Raw genomic sequence first — 17,461 nt, forward strand, 5'->3', positions numbered from 1 at the left:
GCCATGGCGACGAGCAGGGGGTGGCTCGGCGGGTGGGTGGCGGGGCTGCTCATGGGACCTACTCAAGCAGCCGCCACCGACAGTGGTGCCTGGTCAGGAGGCGGTTGTCCACAGGGTGTGGAGCATTGGTGGCTTTCTTTCTTGGATTTTACTTTCGGTCGCTGGCGGGGTGGTTTCGAGGCTCGCTTCGCTCGCACCTCAACCACCGTGATCGCCGCCTGCCTCGGCTCACGGGGTCTCGACGGGCGTTCGTCGCTGGCGCTCCTCACTGCTCGACCACCGGAACGTGATTTCGAGGCTCGCTGCGCTCGCACCTCAACCACCGTGACGCGCCCCGTCGTTGGTTGAGGAGGTTGCGAAGCAACCGTCTCGAAACCACCACCACCACCGGTGGTCGAGCAGCGAGCGTCAGCGAGCGTCCGTCGAGACCCCCGCACCCGAGCGTCTGCCCTAGCTCACCGGGTCTCGACGGGCGTTCGTCGCTCGCGCTCCTCACTGCTCGACCACCGGTCGTGGTTTCGGCGCCGGTGGTCACCCCGTTGGACGTAGGCGGAGTGCGGCGCAAGCGCGCAGACTGGGGTCATGACGAAGACACCACCGAGCGTCCCTGCAGATGAGCTGAGCCCCGGGCAGGTGCGCCGCGCCGGAGCGTGGGCGGTGGGCAACCGGGAGGGTGAGCTGTTCGCGGTGTCGCGGCGCTGCCGCCACCAGCTGGGCGACCTGTCCCAGGGCACCATCGACGCAGACGGGTGCCTGGTCTGTCCCTGGCACCAGGCGCGCTACGACGTCACCGACGGCAGGATGGTCGAGGGGCCGAAGGGGTTCCTGGGCTACCACGGGCGCACCCCCGGCTACACCGAGCTCGTGCGCGGCTACAGCCAGGTGCTGAAGCTGCGCGTCGCCCGCGCCGTACGCCGTGGCGCCGAGATCGTCGTGCACCGCCGGGACGCGTCCTAGTCTGAGACCGTGAGCACCGAGGTGCTGCCGGCGACGCTGGAGCGGTTCGACGACGTGGCGACCATGCTGGGCCCGAAGAAGCCGACGTCGTCGGTGTGCTGGTGCCTGAGCCACCGGGTGGACGCGAGGACCAACCGAGGGCTGGTGGGGCCGGCGCGAGGCGAGTACGTGAGGGAGCTGTGCGCGCGCGACGTCGCGCCCGGGGTGCTGGCCTACGAGGGGGACGACGTCGTCGGGTGGGCCGCCGTCGCCCCGCGCGCCGAGCTGCCGTTCGCGCGGTCGACGAAGATCCCGCGCGTCGACGACCTCGACGCGTGGTCGTTGTGGTGCGTCCGGGTGCGGTCCGGGCACCGCGGCCGGGGCATCGCGCACGAGCTGATCGCCGGCGCGGCGGCGTACGCATTCGCCCAGGGGGCGCCGGCCGTCGAGGGCTACCCGACCGACAACCAGGGGCAGAAGGTCGACCTCACCATGGCCTACGTCGGCACGCGGGCGCTGTTCGAGGACGCCGGGTTCACGAAGGCCGCCGACACCGACGCGGTGTCGGGCGGGTTCCCCCGGGTCCTGATGCGGCTCGCCCGTCCGGCGTGAGCCGACGGGTCTGACCTACCAGACGTCGCCGTCGCGCCAGTCGCAAGTGAGCTCGCCGTCGAGGTCGACGCCGCCGCCGAGCACGTAGACCGAGCCGTCGTCGTCGGGGGTGGCCACCACGCCGTCGGGCGACAGCACCGACGTCGCTCCGCGCCACCGCTGCCAGCCCCGGCTCTCGTAGAGCGCGACGCCCTGCTCGGACGACGACAGCGCCAGCAGGTCGTACGCCGGCGCGAGCGACTCCAGCGCGGTCATGACCCGGTCCGCGTGGCCGCGGCGCCGGCGGTCGGGGCGGACGGCGACGCCCTCGACGTAGCCGGTGCGCAGGGAGCGTCCGTCGTGCAGCAGGCGGCGCATCACCAACGCCCCGTGCGCGACCGCGACGCCGTCCTCGACCACCAGCGCGTGCTGGCCGCCGAGGGCGTGTCCCCAGTCGTGGTCGGTGAAGTCGCCGAAGGCCTCGTCCATGAGGCCACGCACAGCGCCGAGCTCCTCCGGCGTCATCTCGGCGGTGTGGCACATGACCAGCTGGGTCACCATCGCGGTGGCCTCCTCTCCGACCAGGGCGCGGCCGTCTCGACCTGGGCCGCCAGCGAGAGCAGCAGCTCCTCCTCGGCGGGACGGGCGGCCAGCATCACACCCACCGGCAGGCCGTCGGCGGTCCAGTGCAGCGGCAGCGAGACCGCCGGCATGCCGGTGACGTTCCACGCCGACGTCCAGGGCGTGAAGGCCTTCTGGGCGGCGAAGTCGGCCGCCGGGTCGGCGTCGTCGCGCAGCGCGCCGACCGGCTGCGGCTGCATCGCCAGCGTCGGCGTCAGCACCGCGTCGTACGGCGCGAGCGCGCGCAGGGCGTCGGCGGCGTAGCGGCGCATCGCACCGATCGCGAGCCCGAACTCCGGCGCGCTCACGGCCCTCCCCTGCTCGGCGAGCCAGCGGGTCAGCGGACGCTGCAGGTGCTCGCGCTCCGGCGGCACGACCGTCAGGGCGGTGAGCACCGCCCAGCAGGTCTCGAACACCGGCACCGCCTCGTGGGGCAGCGGCACCGGCACGTCGACGACCTCGTGGCCGAGCGACTCGAGCAGCCGCGACGCGTCCTCGTAGGCCGTCACGCACTCGGGGTCGACCGCCACGTCGGCGATCACCGGCAGCACGAAGCGGGCGACGCGCAGCCGCCCCGGCTCGCGGTCGCAGGCGGAGAGGAAGGTCGAGCGCGGCTCCGGCGCCCAGAACGGGTCGCCCTCACGCCGCCCCGCGAGCACGTCGAGCAGCGCGGCCGCGTCGCGCACCGTCCGCGCGATCGAGCCCGCCGTGCCGAGGCCGACCGGGTCGCCGTACATCGGGAAGCCCGAGATCCGCCCCCGCGACGGCTTGAGGCCCACCAGGCCGCAGCAGGACGCCGGGATCCGGATCGAGCCGCCGCCGTCGGAGCCCTGCGCGACCGGCACCAGTCCGGCCGCCACGGCGGCTGCGGCACCGCCCGACGAGCCGCCCGCCATGCGGGTGCGGTCCCACGGCGTGACCGCGGGCGGCAGGCCGTCGGGCTCGGTGTAGCAGGGCGACCCGAACTCCGGGGTGCTCGTCTTGCCGAGGCTCACCAGTCCCGCGGCCTCCAGCGACAGCGTGACGCCGTCGGAGACGTCGGGCACGAAGTCGTCGAACGCCGCCGAGCCGAAGGTGGTGCGCACCCCCGCCGTGAGGTTGAGGTCCTTGATCGCGGTCGGCACACCGTGCAGCGGCCCGCCCGAGCCACCCGCCAGCGAGTCGGCCCGCTCCCGCGCCCGCTCGGGGGTGAGCGTGACGAACGCGCCGACGTCGTCGAGACGTGCGGCGCGTTCGAGGTAGTGATCGGTCAGCTCGCGCGGCGACACCGCGCCCGAGCTCACCAGGGCGCCCTGCTCGAGGGCGGTCAGGTCGTGCAGCTCGGTCACGGGTCGAACCTAGCGACCCGGCGGTCGGCCGTCAGGCAGCCGGCGCCTGGAAGGTCGCGAGCGAGTCGACGACGGCCTGCAGGCGGCCGAGGATGTCGGCGTCCTCGAGGACGTTGACGTCGATCGCCGACTGCGAGTGCACGGCACCGTCGACGACGACCGCACCGGCCACGCCGAAGGAGCGCACGGCGTCCTCGTGGGCCCACTTGCCGCCGTACGGCGTGGGGGTGGCGCCGACGACGCCGAACGGCTTGCCGGACAGTGCGGCCGCACCGTAAGGGCGCGACAGCCAGTCGATCGCGTTGTTGAGGACGGCCGGCATGGTGCCGTTGTACTCGGGCGTGACGGCCAGGACGGCGTCCGCGCCGGCCACGAGCTCGCGCAGGGCGGCGGCGGGGGCCGGGGTCTCGGTGGCGTCCACGTCCTCGTTGTAGAAGGGCAGGTCGGCCAGGCCCTCGGCGATCTCGACGGTGACGCCCTCGGGCGCCTGGTCGCGCAGCGCCTCGGCGATGCGGCGGTTCAGGGAGTCGGCGCGGAGGCTGCCGACGAGGGCGACGATGCGGGTGGTGGAGGTCATGACAGGCAAAACGGACTATGGTCCGCTTTCTATTCCCGGGCGTTCGGACTTTCTTCGAGCCCTACTGTTGCGACCATGGACGGGCTGCGCGTGCTACCGCTGCTCGACGGGGAGCCCGTCGAGCGCAGCGACGCCGCCCGCAACCGCGAGGCCCTGCTCGCGGCGGCCGAGGAGCTCGTGCACGAGCGCTGCGGCGTCCACGGCGTGACCATGGACAAGGTCGCCGCACGCGCCGGCGTCGGCAAGGGCACGGTCTACCGCCGGTTCGAGAGCCGCGAGGGCCTGATGGCCGCGCTCCTCAACCGGTCCGAGACGGCCTGGCAGCAGTCCGTGCTCTCCGGCCCCCCGCCGCTCGGGCCCGGCGCCCCGCCGCTGGAGCGGCTGCTGGCCTTCGGCCACTCGCGCATGGAGACCAACCTGCTGCACGGCGACCTGATCCAGGCCGCGGGCCAGTCCGGCGCCCGCGCGTACGCCGCCGTGTCGTTCGTGGCGATGCACGTGCGCTACCTGCTCACCGAGATCGGCGTGCGCGGCGACGTGCCGATCCTGGCCACGGCCCTGCTCGCCCCGCTCGAGATCGTCATCCTGCAGCAGCAGACCCACATCGAGCAGGTCCCGCTCGAGCGGATCCGCCGCGGCTGGGACGACCTCGTGCGGCGCGTGGTCTCAGTCGACGTGGTGGCGCCGTAGCCCGTAGGTGAGCCCGTCGACGAGCGCGCCCCAGGACGCCTCGATGACGTTGTGGCCCACCCCGACGGTCACCCACGACGACCCGCCGTCGGTGGTCTCGATGAGCACCCGGGTGATCGCGTCGGTGCCGTGGCCCTGGTCGAGGATGCGCACCTTGTAGTCGATCAGCTCGAACTTCGCGACCTCCGGGAACGCCTGCACGATCGCCGTGCGCAGCGCGGAGTCCAGCGCGTTGACCGGGCCGTTGCCCTCACCGGTCACGACGTAGCGCACGTCGGCCGCCTTGAGCTTGACCGTGGCCTCCGACACCGCCTCCTCCCCCGCCTGCGCGCGGGTGAGCGTCTCGGTGATGACCCGCCACGACTCGACCTCGAAGTACGACGGCCGCGCGCCCTCGACCTCCTCCAGCAGCAGCAGCTCGAACGACGCGTCCGCCGCCTCGAAGGTGTAGCCGCGCTGCTCGAGCTCCTTGACCCGCGCGGTCACCCGGCCGACCAGCTCGCGGTCGCCGGACAGGTCGAAGCCGAGCTCCTTGCCCTTGAGCTCGATCGAGGCGCGCCCGGCCATGTCGGAGATCAGCAGCCTCATGTCGTTGCCGACCCCGACCGGGTCCATGTGCTGGTAGAGGTTCGGGTCGACCTTGATCGCGCTGGCGTGGAGGCCGGCCTTGTGCGCGAACGCCGACGTGCCGACGTAGGGCTGGCGCGAGGCCGGCGGGAAGTTCGTCACCTCGGCCACCGCGTGGGCGATTCGGGTCGACTCCGCCAGCAGCCCCTGCGGCAGCACCGTGTGCTCCAGCTTGAGCTCGAGGTTGGCGACGACCGAGATCAGGTCGGCGTTGCCGGTGCGCTCGCCGTAGCCGTTGATGCAGCCCTGCACGTGGGTGGCGCCCGCGTCGACGGCCGCGAGCGAGTTGGCGATCGCGCAGCCGGTGTCGTTGTGGGCGTGGATGCCGACGCGCACGCCGGTCGACTCGATGACGTCGTGCACCGTGTCGGACACCCAGCCCGGCAGCATGCCGCCGTTGGTGTCGCACAGCGCGACCACCTCGGCGCCGGCCTCGTAGGCCGTGCGCAGCACCTCGAGGGCGTAGTCGCGGTTGGCGCGGTAGCCGTCGAAGAAGTGCTCGGCGTCCAGGAACACCTGCTGGCCCTCGGCCCTCAGGTGGCTGACGGTGTCGCGCACCATCTCGAGGTTCTCCTCGAGCGTCGTGCGCAGTGCCAGCTCGACGTGCCGGTCGTGCGACTTCGCGACCAGCGTGACCACGCCGGCGCCGCTGTCGCGCAGCGCCGCGACCTGAGGGTCGTCGGCGGCCCGGACGCCGGCCTTGCGGGTCGCGCCGAACGCCGCCAGCTTGGCGTGGCGCAGGTCGAGATCCTGGGCCGCCCGGCGGAAGAACTCGGTGTCCTTGGGGTTCGCGCCCGGCCAGCCGCCCTCGATGTAGCCGACGCCGAGCCCGTCGATCTGCCGCGCGATGCTCAGCTTGTCGGCGACCGACAGGTTGAGACCCTCCTGCTGCGCGCCGTCGCGCAGGGTGGTGTCGTAGACGTGGAAGGCGCCGTGCAGGTCCATCGGTAGTTCCTTCGAGGCTCGGGTTTCGGGCACAAAAAAACCTCTCGGGGTACGAGAGGCGGCGCATCGGGCGGAGGGGCTCGATGCGCTAGGAAATGATGATGCTGCGGTGCTGCATGTGACCCATCGTGCCATGCCCGCCGCCAGGTGGACAGCGGTCTCGCGATCCGGGCGTCAGCGCGAGCCGAGGTCGGCGAACGGCCGGCCGTCGCCCGGCGCCCAGGTGACGCCCGCGTCGGCCGCCCGCACCGCGAGCAACGTGCCGACCACCAGCAGCACCGCGACCCCGGCCGCCCACGGGCCGTGGCTGCGCGAGAGCGGGTGCACGACGCGACGCACGGGCCCGCGCAGGCGGCTGCCACCCGGGCCCGACCAGAGCGCGACCCCCAGCACCACCCCGCTCGCGAAGAGCGTGGTCTCGACGCCGGCCGCCACGGCGTAGCAGACCAGCGCGGCCGAGACCGCGAGCCCGCCGCTCCACAGCAGCAGCATCAGGGTGCCGCCGATGGACCGCACGAGGTGCCAGGGCGCGCCGAGGAGCAGCTGCGCGCCGTCGTACCACTTGCGGCCCCGGCGCAGCCGGCGGTCGCCCGCAGCGCTCGCCGCGAGCGAGCCGCTGCGCAGCAGCCAGACGAGCAGGCACACGAGCCCGGCGACCACCCAGGGCGCGAGCATCAGGCCGGCCCCGAGGGTGGCCGCGCCGCTGAGGAGCAGCACCGCCCGGCGCACGCGCTCGCCCCAGGGCACCGGGGGTGCCGGCGGCGGCACGGGGTCCTGCCAGTCGTGGAATGACTTCGTCATTCCATTGGGAGTACTCGCTTCGCTCGTACTCCCGGCCGGGGACTCCCACGGAGGGAGCACCCGGGTCTGCGGCGCACGTTCACGCTCGACTGCGGTCGGCGCCTCGGCGGCCTGCGCCCCGGCGAGCGCGAGCGGGATCGTGAAGATGTCCTCCGGCCCTGTGGGCACCGGAGGTACGGCGGTGTGTGGCCGCGTGGTCTGCGGACGCAGCCAGGCCAGGATCGCCTCGAGGCTGGGTCGCCGCTCCGGCTCGGGATCGAGCGCCGCCTCGACGAGCTGGCGCAGCGCGTAGGGCAGTCCGGTCAGGTCGTGCTCGCCCCGACGCACGCGGTCCATGATCGCCATGCTCGGCCCGCGGCCGAAGGGCGGGTTGCCGGTGCCGGCGTAGGCGACGGTGGCCGCCCACGAGTGGATGTCGGAGGCGGCGGTCGCGTCGTCGCCGTAGAGGATCTCGGGCGCGAGGTAGCCGGGCGTGCCGAGCAGCCAGCCGGTGTGGGTGAGCTTGGGGTCGTCGGCGACCCGGGCCAGACCGAAGTCGATCAGGATCGGCGTGCGGCCCTCCATCAGCACGTTGGAGGGCTTCACGTCCCGGTGCAGGACGCCGACCGCGTGCACGGAGGCCAACCCCTCGGCGAGGCACCCGGCGAACCAGATCAGGTTGGGCCCCTCGATCGCGCCCTCCTCCACGACGTGGTCGTGCAGCGACAGGCCCGGCACGTAGCGCGTGGCGACGTAGGGCACCGCGGCCCAGGGGTCGGCGTCGACGATCTCGGCGACCCAGCGGCTGCGGATGCGCCGCAGCGAGTTGACCTCGCGCGCGAAGCGGGCGCGCGCCTCGTCGTCGCCCACGATGTGGGGGCGCAGCATCTTGAGCGCCACCCGGGGCGCGACCTCACCCGGAGCCGCGTCCTTGCGGGCGAGGTGGACCACGCCCATGCCGCCCTCGCCGATCTTGGAGAGCAGCGTGTAGGGGCCGACGCGTTCGCGAGCGGGCGCGCCGGCGCGCGACAACGGGGTCACCGGCAGCTCGGACACAGGACGAATCTACCCGTGCCGAGCGGCTCCCCGCCGCCGCGACAGGCCGCTACTCCGCCGCCTCGACCGCAGGCACGAGCGCCTCGACGAACGCGTCCAGGCCCCAGACCAGCGACAGCGCGGTCGGCGGCGACACCGAGGAGACCTCGGCCTCGCCGACGACGGTCGCGACGCGGTCGTCCTGGAACTGCGACATCGCCTGGTACGTCGGGTCCTCGGCGATCGTCGTCGCGGCGTCCTCGTTGGGGACGTACGAGAGCAGCACGTCGGAGGTCAGGTCGTCGACCACCTCCGGGCTGATCGTGTAGTAGAAGGTGGTCTCCTCGGTGTCGAGCTCGTCGACGCTGGGCGCGAGGGTGAACCCGAGGTCCTCCAGGAACTGCACGCGCGGGTCGGCGCCGCGGTAGACGTAGAAGGCGCTAGGGTCGATGGCGACCGCCGCGATGGTCTTGCCCTCGAACTCCGGGTGCGCCTTCGCCGCGGCCGCGACCTCGCCGTCGATGTCCTCGAGCAGCTGGTCGGCGGCGTCGGTCTCGCCGAGCACCTGGCCCACCGTGGTGACCACGTCGCGCCACGGGGTCGCCCACGGCTCCTCGGGGTAGGCCACGGTGTCGGCGATCCTCGAGAGCTTCTTGTAGTCGGCCTCGGTGATGCCCGAGTAGTTGGCCAGGATCACGTCGGGGTCGGCGGCGAGGATCTCCTCGAACGGCGGCGACTCCCCCGGCGTCAGCACGGTGGGCTTGTCGTCGCCCGACTCCTCGAACGCCTCCTCCTGCCACGGCATGAAGCCGTCCTCCGAGGCGCCGTAGGTGAGCCCCTCCATCGCGACCGGCGTGACGCCCAGGGCGATCGCGGCGTCCGGCGAGCCCCAGCCCCACGTGACGACCCGCTGGGGCCGCTCGTCGATCTCGGTGCTGCCGAAGGCGTGCTCGATCGTGACCGGCTCGAACACCCCGCTGGAGGTCGCGGTGTCGTCGTCGCTCCCGGCGTCGTTCCCGTCCTCGCTGTCGGTGCCGCAGGCGGCCAGCGGCAGGGCCAGCAGGACGGCGGCGAGCGGCGCGACGGCGCGCGCGAGGGATCGGCGGGGGCGGTGCGGGAGACGGCTCGTGGACACGTCACTCCTCGGGATCGGACCGGATGGTCGAGGTATTAGGCGAGCCTCACCTTACTGCGGATCCGACTCAGGGAGAGGCCGGGGTCACGGCGGCGCGCGGCGCAGGCAGGTGGCGCCCGATGGGGACGACCATGGGGCAGCCGGCCACCGGGTCGGCGAGCACCTGCGACTCCAGCCCGAAGGCCTCGCGCACGCACTCCACGTCGAGCACGTCCTGGGGCGCCCCGCACCGCAGGATCCGCCCCTCCTTCATCACGACGAGCTGGTGGGCGTAGCGGGCGGCGAGGTTCAGGTCGTGCAGCACCATCACCACGGTCGTGCCACGCTCGGCGTTGAGCTCGGCCAGGAGGTCGAGCACCTCCACCTGGTGCGCGATGTCGAGGTACGTCGTCGGCTCGTCGAGCAGCATCGTCGCGGGGTCCTGCGCCAGCATCATCGCGATCCAGACGCGCTGGCGCTGTCCGCCGGACAGCTCGTCGACGCGCCGGCCGGCGAGCTCGTGGGTGTCGGTGAGGGCCAGCGCCTGCGAGACCGCCTCGGCGTCGTCGCCGTTCCAGCGCCGGAAGGCGCCCTGGTGGGGGTGCCTTCCGCGGCCCACCAGGTCGGCGACGGTGATCCCGTCAGGGGCGGAGGGCTGCTGCGGCAGCAGACCCAGCCGGGTCGCGACGTCGCGCGGGCGGAGCCGGCGCAGGTCGGTGCCGTCGAGCTCCACGCGCCCCTGGGTGGGTCGCATGATCCGGCCCAGGCCGCGCAGCAGCGTCGACTTGCCGCAGCCGTTGGCGCCGACGATCACGGTCACCTCGCCGGCGGGCACGGTGAAGTCCACGCCGTGGACGACCGTACGGCGGTCGTAGGCGAGGTGGACGTCGTGGGCGACGAGGCTCATGGCAGCTCCTTCACGAGGTGCGCGTACGTCCGGCGACCATCAGCCAGATCAGGTAGGGCCCGCCGATGGCGCCGGTGACGACGCCGACGGGCACGGAGAACTCGACGGGCAGGAGGCTGGGCAGGACGTGCTGGGCGACGAGGTCGGCACCGGTCACGAGGACGACGCCGACCAGCGCCGACGGGAGCAGCGCCAGCGATCCGTCGCCGAGCAGCCGGCGCGCCACCGGGGCCGCGATGAGCGCGACGAAGGCGACCGGTCCGGCCGCCGCGGTGGCCGCGCACGCGAGCGCGACGCCGAGGGCGATCACCAGTCCTCGGATGACCTCGGGGCGCAGCCCGAGCCCGGCCGCCTGCTCGTCGCCGAGCAGCAGCAGGTCCAGGCCGCGGGCGACGAGGAGGACCGGAAGGACCAGCACCGCTACCAGGACGGCGAGGGTGGTGACCAGCGCCCAGTCCGCCTGGGCCACGCTGCCGGTCATCCACAGCAGCGCGGCCTGCGCCTCCTGCACCTCGCTGCGCGTGAGGAGGTAGCCCACGACGCTCGTGCAGACGTAGGCCACGCCGATGCCCGAGAGCACGAAGCGGTGGCCGGTCATGCCGCCGCGCCACGCCACGGCGTACAGGAGCAGGCCGACGGCGGCGCCGCCGGCGAACGCCGCCACCGAGACCCAGAAGCCGGTGACACCCCCGAGCAGCAGGGCCCCGACGGCGCCGGCGCTGGCGCCCTGCGACACCCCGATGACGTCGGGGCTGGCCAGCGGGTTGCGGAGCACGGACTGGAAGAGGGCGCCCGCCAGGCCGAAGGCGATGCCGACCAGGACGCCGAGCACCACCCGCGGCAGCCGGAACTCGAAGACGACGATCTCGGCCGGGCCGTCGTCGAGGCCCAGGAGGGCGCGGACCACCTCGAGGGCGGACAGCGGGTAGTCGCCGAGCATCAGCGCCGTGACCGCGAGCGCGGCGGCCACGAGCAGCAGCGCCACCGTGACGAGCGTCGTGCGGGCGCGGCGACGCAGGCGGGTGGACCGGAGCCCCGCGAGCGCGACGGCCTCGGCGGTATCGGCCGCCAGGACCGCGCTCACGCGGCCACGCTCCGGGAGCCGCGCACGAGCGCGAGGAGCACCGGCGCCCCCACGACCGCGACCACGAGGCCGGCCTCCAGCTCTCCCGCCACGACGACCCGGCCGATGACGTCGGCGGTCAGCAGGAGCAGCGGGCCGAGCAGGACCGACAGCACGACCAGCCAGCGGTAGTCGGGGCCGACCAGGGCGCGGGCGACGTGCGGCACCACCAGGCCGACGAACGCGATCGGCCCCACGAGGGACACGGCCGAGCCGCACAGCAGCACGACGGCCAGGACGACGAGCAGCCGGCCGCGGGTGACGTCCTGGCCGAGGCCGCGCGCCACGTCGTCGCCGAGCGCCAGCGCGTTCAGCACCCGGCCGGCCGCCAGGGCCAGCAGCAGCCCGACGACGACGAAGGGCAGCACGGAGGCCAGCGAGTCCGCCGAGCGGTTCGCCAGCGAGCCGACCTGCCAGAAGCGGAACTCCCGCAGGGTGTTGCGGTCGGTGAGCAGCACGACGGTGATCATGGACGTCGTCGTGGCGGTCACGGCGGCGCCGACGAGCGCGAGCTTGACCGGGGTGACGCCCTCCCAGCCCATCGACGCGGCGCCGTAGACGACGACGGCCGCGACCGCGGCGCCGAGGAAGGCGAACCACACGTAGCCGTCGATCGAGGTCACGCCGAAGCCGGCGATCGCCACGATGACCGCGAGGGAGGCCCCCGAGTTCAGGCCGAGCAGACCGGGGTCGGCGATCGGGTTGCGGGTCACGCCCTGCATCAGCGCGCCAGCCACCCCGAGCGCGGCGCCGCCGACCAGGCCGATCAGGGTCCTGGGGACCCGCTCGGTGCGCACCACCCCGTGGTCGTTGTTGCCCGTGACCGGCGCGAACAGGGCGTCGAGCACGTCGCCGGCGGCCACGTCGCGCACGCCGTACATGAGGCTGGCCAGGGACACCAGGGCCAGGAGCACGAGCAGGCCGGCGACCGCCGCGATCCCCCGCCGCGCGGTGCGCGGGCGCTCGACGACGGCCGGGCGCGACGGGGTGAGCACGGACATGCTCACCCTCCCGGCCTGGATCGACTGCGACTTAGGCAAGGGTAACCTCCGTCCTCCTTCTCGCCGTGAGCCTCTTGCCATATCAATAGATCCTGATATGTTTCCGGCCATGACGTTCTCCCCCGCCGACCACCTGGGCGCCGTCGACCGCGCCCTCACCACGATCACCCGCGAGGGTCAGGAGCTGCGGCTGCTCACCGTGAGCCGCACCTACGACGCCGCCCCCGACGAGGTGTGGGACGCCCTCACCACCGCCGAGCGCATCGAGCGGTGGATGATGCCGGTCACCGGCGACCTCCAGGTCGGCGGCCGCTTCCAGCTCGAGGGCAACGCCGGCGGCGAGGTGCTCGACTGCGTCCCGCCCGAGCGGCTCGCGCTCACGTGGGAGTACGGCGGACAGATGAGCTGGGTCGACGTGAGCCTGCGACCCACCGAGTCCGGCACGCTGCTCCAGCTCGACCACGCCGCGGCCGTGCCGCCCGAGATGTGGGAGCAGTTCGGCCCTGGAGCCGTGGGCATCGGCTGGGAGATGGGGCTCATGGGCATGGCCGAGCACCTGGCCGCGCCCGACGCCGAGCGCCCCCCGCGCGAGACCGTGCCCGACCTGTCCGACTACATGCACGCCTCCAGCGAGGCCTGGGGCGAGGTCGACATCAGCGCCGGCGCCGACCCCGAGACCGCCCGCGCGGCCGCTCGCCGTACCGCCGAGGCGTACACCGCGACGCCGGAGGAGTGACGTGCACGCCCTCGACGTCCTGGGCGACCCGGTCCGGCGGCGGATCCTCGAGCTCCTGGCCGAGGGCGAGCAGCCGGCCGGCGCCGTCGTCGAGGTGATCTCCGCGGAGTTCGGGATCGGCCAGCCGGCCGTCTCCATGCAGCTCAAGGTGCTGCGGGAGAACGGCTTCACCGACGTGCGCGCCGAGGGCCGGCGCCGGATCTACGCCGTCGCCGCCGGTCCGCTCGCCGAGGTCGACGCCTGGCTCACGCCGTTCCGCGCCTTCTGGGAGCAGCGCCTCGACGCCCTCGACACCGAGCTGCGCCGAGGAGGACGCGAGCGCTAGACGATGCGGTGCATCCAGCCGAAGGCGTCCTCGGCCCGGCCGTACTGCACGTCCACGAGCGCCTGGCGCACGCGCATCGTGAGGTCGGTGCTGGCCGGGGCCGGCACCTCTCCCCCGTCCCACTTCAGCGAGCCGACCGGGGTGACGACCGCGGCGGTGCCGCACGCGAAGACCTCGGTGATCCGGCCGCTGGCGACGCCGTCGCGCCACTCGTCGATCGAGAAGCGGCGCTCCTCGACCTGGTGGCCGAGCTTGCCGGCGAGCTCGATGATGCTGGCGCGGGTGATGCCCTCGAGGATCGTCCCGGTCTCCGGGGTCACGATGCGTCCGTCGTCGTGGACGAAGTAGAGGTTCATGCCGCCGAGCTCCTCGACGTACTTCCCCTCCTGCGCGTCGAGGAACACGACCTGGTCGCAGCCGTGGGCCGTGGCCTCCTGCTGCGCGACCAGCGAGCTGGCGTAGTTGCCGCCGGTCTTGGCGGCTCCCATGCCGCCGCGACCGGCGCGGGTGTAGTCCTCGGTGAGCCACAGGGTCACGGGCTTGACGCCGCCCTTGAAGTAGGCGCCGGCCGGGCTGGCGATCACCATGAAGGTGACGTGCTGGGCGGGACGCACCCCGAGGAAGACCTCGGAGGCGAACATGAACGGGCGCAGGTAGAGGCTCTTCTCGCCCGACGGGTCGGGCACCCAGCGCTGGTCGACCTCGACGAGCGCGTCGACGGCCTGGACGAAGTCCTCGACCGGCAGCTCGGGGAAGGCCAGGCGGCGGCTGGAGCGCACCATCCGGGCGGCGTTCTCCTCGGGACGGAAGGTCCACACGGAGCCGTCGTCGTGGCGGTAGGCCTTCATGCCCTCGAAGGTCTCCTGCGCGTAGTGCAGGACGGCCGTCGCCGGGTCCATCGCGAGGGGGCCGTAGGGCTGGATCCTCGCGTCGTGCCAGCCGGCGTCGGGGGTCCACTCGACGAGGAACATGTGGTCGGTGAAGTGGATCCCGAAGCCGGGGTTGGCGAGGATCTCCGTCAGGCGGGAGTCGTCGACGGGGTTCGCGTTGGCGGTGGTGCTGATCTGCATGGACGTCACGGTATCGGACCCTCCGGGTCGGGAGATGTGTGGGAAATGACGAACGCCGGGCACGTGTCTCGTGCCCGGCGCCTGCGTCGTGGTGCTGCCGGGGATCAGCCGCCTACTCGCGACGCGATGGCGTCGCCGATCTCGGAGGTACGGCGGACGGCGGCGGGCGTGCGGTCGGCGAGGTCGCCGATGACCGCGGCCTCGACGACGGCCGCGGCGTCGGTGTGCCCGAGGTGGTCGAGCAGCAGCGACACCGAGAGGATCGCGGCGGTGGGGTCGGCCTTCTCCTGGCCCGCGATGTCGGGCGCCGAGCCGTGGACCGGCTCGAACATCGACGGCGCGGTGCGGTCGGGGTTGACGTTGCCGGAGGCGGCCAGGCCGATGCCACCGGTGATGGCGGCGGCCAGATCGGTGATGATGTCGCCGAAGAGGTTGTCGGTGACGATCACGTCGAAGCGGGACGGGTCGGTGGTCATGAAGATCATGGCCGCGTCGACGTGCATGTAGTCGACGGTGACCTCGGGGAAGTCGCGGGCGACCTCCTGCGTCAGCCGCCACCACACGGCGCCGGCGTTGACCAGCACGTTGGTCTTGTGGACCAGGGTGAGCTTCTTGCGCGGACGCCGCTGCGCGCGGTGGAAGGCGTCGCGCACGACGCGCTCGACGCCGAACGCGGTGTTGACCGAGACCTCGGTGGCGATCTCGTGCGGCGTACCGACACGCAGGGCACCGCCGTTGCCCGTGTAGGGGCCCTCGGTGCCTTCGCGGACCACGACGAAGTCGACGTCCCCGGCGTTGGCGAGGGGTGAGGCCACGCCCGGGAAGATGCGCGAGGGGCGCAGGTTGACGTAGTGGTCGAGCTCGAAGCGCAGCCGCAGCAGCAGCCCGCGCTCGAGGATGCCCGGCGGCAGGTTCGGGTCGTTGGGCTTGCCGCCGACCGCGCCGAGCAGGATGGCGTCGTGCTGGCGGATCTCGCCGAGCACCGAGTCGGGCAGCACCTCGCCGGTCGCGAGGTAGCGCTCCGCGCCGAGGTCGTAGCGGGTGGGCTCGAACTTCACGCCTGCGGGCGCGGCCACCTCGAGGACCTTGAGGGCCTCGGCGGTGACCTCCTGGCCGATGCCGTCGCCGGGGATGACGGCGAGCTTGAGCGTGCCGGGTGAGGTCGAGTCAGTGGTGGTCATGGGCGCAGACGTTAGTTGTCGTCGGGGCGCATGCCGCCGTTGTCTCGCAGGTCAAGCGAGGCCTGGACGGCCTCGTGGCTGCGCGGGTTGTCGGGGTGGTGCTGGGCCGGGCCCCACTCGGGGTACATGTCGTACATGGCGCTGCTCCTGGTCGGTTCGTGCCGGACAGAGGGAAGACGAAGACTGGTGCGTCGTCTGCGCTCCGCCGCAGGAGTGGCGGGACCCACGGATCACGTGGGAGGAGCTGACCGAGCAGGATGCGGATCGCGCGAGGGCTGATCGGGATCCTGCGGCGGAGCGAGAGACGAGGTAAGAGACCGCACACCGCTGATCACCGCGGCGAGGTGGCCTCTGTGAGCAGTGATTACTGCTGGGCCTCGCCGCGGCGCACGATAAGTACGAGAACGCTCCGCATGATGTGGTCACGCTAGGGCGCGGGCCGCGCCGCCGCCACCGCATCCGCCAAACTGGTCACATGCCGAGACGGCCGTCCCAGGATGAAAGACTCGCCTCATGAGCGCCCCACCTGACCTCCCCGACGTGGTGAACCGCGCCTTCGCCGTCTCCCGCAAGGCCGGCTACGTCTCCTTCTGCCGCAACGAGACCGGCCGCCTCCTGGCCATGCTGGCCGCCACCCGCACCGGCACGATGGCGGAGTTCGGGACCGGCTGCGGGGTCGGCACCGCCTGGCTGCGCTCCGGCGTGCGCGGCGACGCGCGCATCGTCACCGCCGAGCTGAACGCCAAGCTCGCCACCGCCGCGGCCGAGATCTTCGTCGACGACCCGCAGGTCGAGGTCCTCGCCGCCGACTGGTCGACCCTGCTCGACAAGGGCCCCTTCTCCCTGCTCTTCCTCGACTCCGGCCAGCCCACCGAGGTGGGCGTCGACGCCGTCGCCGACCTCGTCGAGGACGGCGGCATCGTGGTCCTCGACGACTTCACCCCCTGCGAGATGTGGCCGCCCATCACCGACGGCCGCGTCGACACCCTCCGCGAGCGCTGGCTCACCGACGAGCGCTTCACCACCGTCGAGATCATGGTCGCCCGCGACGCCAGCACGATCGTCGCCACCAAGCGCTAGCCGGACCGCCGACCTCGGTGGTCGAGGTGCGAGCGAAGCGAGCCTCGAAACCACACTCCCGGTGGTCGAGCAGTGAGGAGCGTCAGCGACGAGCGCCCGTCGAGACCCGATGCGCCAAGCGCCCGGAGCCGACCCACGGTGGTTGAGGTGCGAGCGCAGCGAGCCTCGAAACCACACTCCCGGTGGTCGAGCAGTGAGGAGCGTCAGCGACGAGCGCCCGTCGAGACCCCGTGAGCCGGCCGCCGAGCTGACCCCACGGTGGTTGAGGTGCGAGCGCCAGCGAGCCTCGAAACCACCTGCTGTGTGCGCGGCTGGTGTTGGCCCGCGCGCGTAGCAGCCCGGGTCTCGGCGTCAAGGAGCTTCGCCCGCTTCGCGGCGCCCTTCGGGCGTCCTTGACTCCGAGCCTCTCCCGGGCTGCTGGGGCGGCGCACGGGCGGCGGCGGCTTCGCCGCACCGCCCGCAACAGCGCGGGCCCTGCCTATCGGTCACCTGCGCCGGCAGTTCGCGCGTAGCGCCGACGCCTCCACGCTTGGCCGGCCCGATGTGGTGACCAACTGCCGACGCTGAGTGTCGGTAGACGCACCACCAGTCACACCAGCCCCACCAGAGGGGTGCCGCGCATTGCGCGGGCGGCGCGGGCGAAGCCCGTGTCGCCCCGTGCGCCGCCAAGCCGGTCGAGAGAGGCTCCGGGTCAAGGACGCCCGAAGGGCGCCGCGAAGCGGGCGCCGCAGGCGATCCTTGAGGCGGAGACGCGACCGGCTAAGCGCGCGGCACCCCAGTCCGGCCCCGAGGAG

The 17,461-nt window shown here is 73.0% G+C and carries 18 protein-coding genes; 6 read left to right on the forward strand and 12 right to left on the reverse strand.

Going from position 1 to position 17,461, the window contains the following annotated elements; translation table 11 throughout:
• The first annotated feature begins 582 nt into the window (after window positions 1–582).
• Together IRQ30_RS22130 and IRQ30_RS22135 are read left to right on the forward strand one after the other, a co-directional pair.
• A complete protein-coding gene (locus tag IRQ30_RS22130) occupies window positions 583–957 on the forward strand; it encodes a Rieske (2Fe-2S) protein (protein WP_193615004.1) in 375 nt (124 codons plus the stop codon).
• A 9-nt stretch (window positions 958–966) separates the two neighbouring features.
• Window positions 967–1,548, forward strand: a complete 582-nt coding sequence (locus IRQ30_RS22135; protein ID WP_193615005.1) for a GNAT family N-acetyltransferase — start codon at window positions 967–969, stop codon at window positions 1,546–1,548.
• Window positions 1,549–1,563: 15 nt separating this feature from the next.
• On the opposite strand, the gene IRQ30_RS22140 is transcribed toward IRQ30_RS22135, so the two are convergent.
• From IRQ30_RS22140 to IRQ30_RS22150, 3 genes are read right to left on the reverse strand one after another with little or no spacing between them, the layout of a single operon-like run.
• Window positions 1,564–2,088 carry a GNAT family N-acetyltransferase gene (locus IRQ30_RS22140; RefSeq protein WP_193615006.1) on the reverse strand — a complete coding sequence of 175 codons (525 nt, stop codon included), beginning with the start codon at window positions 2,086–2,088 and terminating at the stop codon, window positions 1,564–1,566.
• Entirely contained in the window at window positions 2,082–3,476 is a 1,395-nt protein-coding gene (locus IRQ30_RS22145) for an amidase family protein (RefSeq protein WP_193615007.1), read from the reverse strand. The genes IRQ30_RS22140 and IRQ30_RS22145 overlap by 7 nt, the downstream gene beginning before the upstream one ends.
• A gap of 31 nt (window positions 3,477–3,507) precedes the next feature.
• The gene (locus IRQ30_RS22150; protein ID WP_193615008.1) at window positions 3,508–4,053 is read right to left on the reverse strand and encodes an NADPH-dependent FMN reductase; all 546 of its coding nucleotides are present in this window, start codon (window positions 4,051–4,053) and stop codon (window positions 3,508–3,510) included.
• Between the two features lie 75 nt (window positions 4,054–4,128).
• Here IRQ30_RS22150 and IRQ30_RS22155 point away from each other — a divergent pair, with 75 nt between their 5' ends.
• Window positions 4,129–4,743, forward strand: a complete 615-nt coding sequence (locus tag IRQ30_RS22155) for a TetR/AcrR family transcriptional regulator (RefSeq protein WP_193615009.1) — start codon at window positions 4,129–4,131, stop codon at window positions 4,741–4,743.
• On the opposite strand, the gene cimA is transcribed toward IRQ30_RS22155, so the two are convergent.
• The 6 genes from cimA to IRQ30_RS22185 form a co-directional block, all read right to left on the reverse strand.
• The gene (cimA, locus tag IRQ30_RS22160; RefSeq protein WP_193615010.1) at window positions 4,720–6,315 is read right to left on the reverse strand and encodes a citramalate synthase; all 1,596 of its coding nucleotides are present in this window, start codon (window positions 6,313–6,315) and stop codon (window positions 4,720–4,722) included. The two genes, IRQ30_RS22155 and cimA, sit on opposite strands and share 24 nt — an antisense overlap.
• Before the next feature lie 174 nt (window positions 6,316–6,489).
• Window positions 6,490–8,151, reverse strand: coding sequence for a protein kinase domain-containing protein (locus IRQ30_RS22165; protein ID WP_193615011.1), 1,662 nt, complete (start codon window positions 8,149–8,151; stop codon window positions 6,490–6,492).
• A 49-nt stretch (window positions 8,152–8,200) separates the two neighbouring features.
• Complete coding sequence (locus IRQ30_RS22170) at window positions 8,201–9,265, reverse strand: ABC transporter substrate-binding protein (RefSeq protein WP_193615012.1); 1,065 nt, start codon at window positions 9,263–9,265, stop codon at window positions 8,201–8,203.
• Between the two features lie 67 nt (window positions 9,266–9,332).
• On the reverse strand, window positions 9,333–10,151 hold the full coding sequence (locus IRQ30_RS22175) for an ABC transporter ATP-binding protein (RefSeq protein WP_193615013.1): 819 nt from the start codon (window positions 10,149–10,151) through the stop codon (window positions 9,333–9,335).
• A gap of 10 nt (window positions 10,152–10,161) precedes the next feature.
• Complete coding sequence (locus IRQ30_RS22180; RefSeq protein WP_193615014.1) at window positions 10,162–11,235, reverse strand: iron chelate uptake ABC transporter family permease subunit; 1,074 nt, start codon at window positions 11,233–11,235, stop codon at window positions 10,162–10,164.
• Complete coding sequence (locus IRQ30_RS22185) at window positions 11,232–12,275, reverse strand: FecCD family ABC transporter permease (RefSeq protein ID WP_193615015.1); 1,044 nt, start codon at window positions 12,273–12,275, stop codon at window positions 11,232–11,234. The genes IRQ30_RS22180 and IRQ30_RS22185 overlap by 4 nt, the downstream gene beginning before the upstream one ends.
• A 109-nt stretch (window positions 12,276–12,384) precedes the next feature.
• Between IRQ30_RS22185 and IRQ30_RS22190 the strand changes: the two genes are divergently transcribed.
• Together IRQ30_RS22190 and IRQ30_RS22195 are read left to right on the forward strand one after the other, a co-directional pair.
• Window positions 12,385–13,011, forward strand: a complete 627-nt coding sequence (locus IRQ30_RS22190) for an SRPBCC family protein (RefSeq protein ID WP_193615016.1) — start codon at window positions 12,385–12,387, stop codon at window positions 13,009–13,011.
• A gap of 1 nt (window position 13,012) precedes the next feature.
• Window positions 13,013–13,336: a metalloregulator ArsR/SmtB family transcription factor gene (locus IRQ30_RS22195; protein WP_193610724.1), complete on the forward strand. Its 324-nt coding sequence runs from the start codon at window positions 13,013–13,015 to the stop codon at window positions 13,334–13,336.
• Here the strand turns inward: IRQ30_RS22195 and IRQ30_RS22200 are convergent.
• The 3 genes from IRQ30_RS22200 to IRQ30_RS23945 all read right to left on the reverse strand — a co-directional run bounded on the left by IRQ30_RS22200 (window position 13,333) and on the right by IRQ30_RS23945 (window position 15,724).
• Complete coding sequence (locus tag IRQ30_RS22200) at window positions 13,333–14,406, reverse strand: branched-chain amino acid aminotransferase (protein ID WP_193615017.1); 1,074 nt, start codon at window positions 14,404–14,406, stop codon at window positions 13,333–13,335. The two genes, IRQ30_RS22195 and IRQ30_RS22200, sit on opposite strands and share 4 nt — an antisense overlap.
• A gap of 104 nt (window positions 14,407–14,510) precedes the next feature.
• Window positions 14,511–15,587 carry a 3-isopropylmalate dehydrogenase gene (locus tag IRQ30_RS22205; protein ID WP_193615018.1) on the reverse strand — a complete coding sequence of 359 codons (1,077 nt, stop codon included), beginning with the start codon at window positions 15,585–15,587 and terminating at the stop codon, window positions 14,511–14,513.
• An 11-nt stretch (window positions 15,588–15,598) separates the two neighbouring features.
• Entirely contained in the window at window positions 15,599–15,724 is a 126-nt protein-coding gene (locus IRQ30_RS23945) for a hypothetical protein (RefSeq protein WP_264674248.1), read from the reverse strand.
• Between the two features lie 376 nt (window positions 15,725–16,100).
• Here IRQ30_RS23945 and IRQ30_RS22210 point away from each other — a divergent pair, with 376 nt between their 5' ends.
• Complete coding sequence (locus IRQ30_RS22210) at window positions 16,101–16,667, forward strand: O-methyltransferase (RefSeq protein ID WP_134738530.1); 567 nt, start codon at window positions 16,101–16,103, stop codon at window positions 16,665–16,667.
• Window positions 16,668–17,461 lie beyond the last annotated feature (794 nt).

This window comes from Nocardioides lijunqiniae, assembly GCF_015024225.1.
Classification (GTDB): Bacteria; Actinomycetota; Actinomycetes; order Propionibacteriales; family Nocardioidaceae; genus Nocardioides; species Nocardioides lijunqiniae.

Bases quoted from the DNA above. Each gene is read 5' to 3' on its own strand.
- IRQ30_RS22175 (WP_193615013.1), bottom strand. From the start codon at position 10,151: ATGAGCCTCGTCGCCCACGACGTCCACCTCGCCTACGACCGCCGTACG.
- cimA (WP_193615010.1), bottom strand. From the start codon at position 6,315: ATGGACCTGCACGGCGCCTTCCACGTCTACGACACCACCCTGCGCGAC.
- IRQ30_RS22200 (WP_193615017.1), bottom strand. From the start codon at position 14,406: ATGCAGATCAGCACCACCGCCAACGCGAACCCCGTCGACGACTCCCGC.
- IRQ30_RS22185 (WP_193615015.1), bottom strand. From the start codon at position 12,275: ATGTCCGTGCTCACCCCGTCGCGCCCGGCCGTCGTCGAGCGCCCGCGC.
- IRQ30_RS22155 (WP_193615009.1), top strand. From the start codon at position 4,129: ATGGACGGGCTGCGCGTGCTACCGCTGCTCGACGGGGAGCCCGTCGAG.
- IRQ30_RS23945 (WP_264674248.1), bottom strand. From the start codon at position 15,724: ATGTACGACATGTACCCCGAGTGGGGCCCGGCCCAGCACCACCCCGAC.
- IRQ30_RS22140 (WP_193615006.1), bottom strand. From the start codon at position 2,088: ATGGTGACCCAGCTGGTCATGTGCCACACCGCCGAGATGACGCCGGAG.
- IRQ30_RS22190 (WP_193615016.1), top strand. From the start codon at position 12,385: ATGACGTTCTCCCCCGCCGACCACCTGGGCGCCGTCGACCGCGCCCTC.
- IRQ30_RS22205 (WP_193615018.1), bottom strand. From the start codon at position 15,587: ATGACCACCACTGACTCGACCTCACCCGGCACGCTCAAGCTCGCCGTC.
- IRQ30_RS22130 (WP_193615004.1), top strand. From the start codon at position 583: ATGACGAAGACACCACCGAGCGTCCCTGCAGATGAGCTGAGCCCCGGG.
- IRQ30_RS22210 (WP_134738530.1), top strand. From the start codon at position 16,101: ATGAGCGCCCCACCTGACCTCCCCGACGTGGTGAACCGCGCCTTCGCC.
- IRQ30_RS22150 (WP_193615008.1), bottom strand. From the start codon at position 4,053: ATGACCTCCACCACCCGCATCGTCGCCCTCGTCGGCAGCCTCCGCGCC.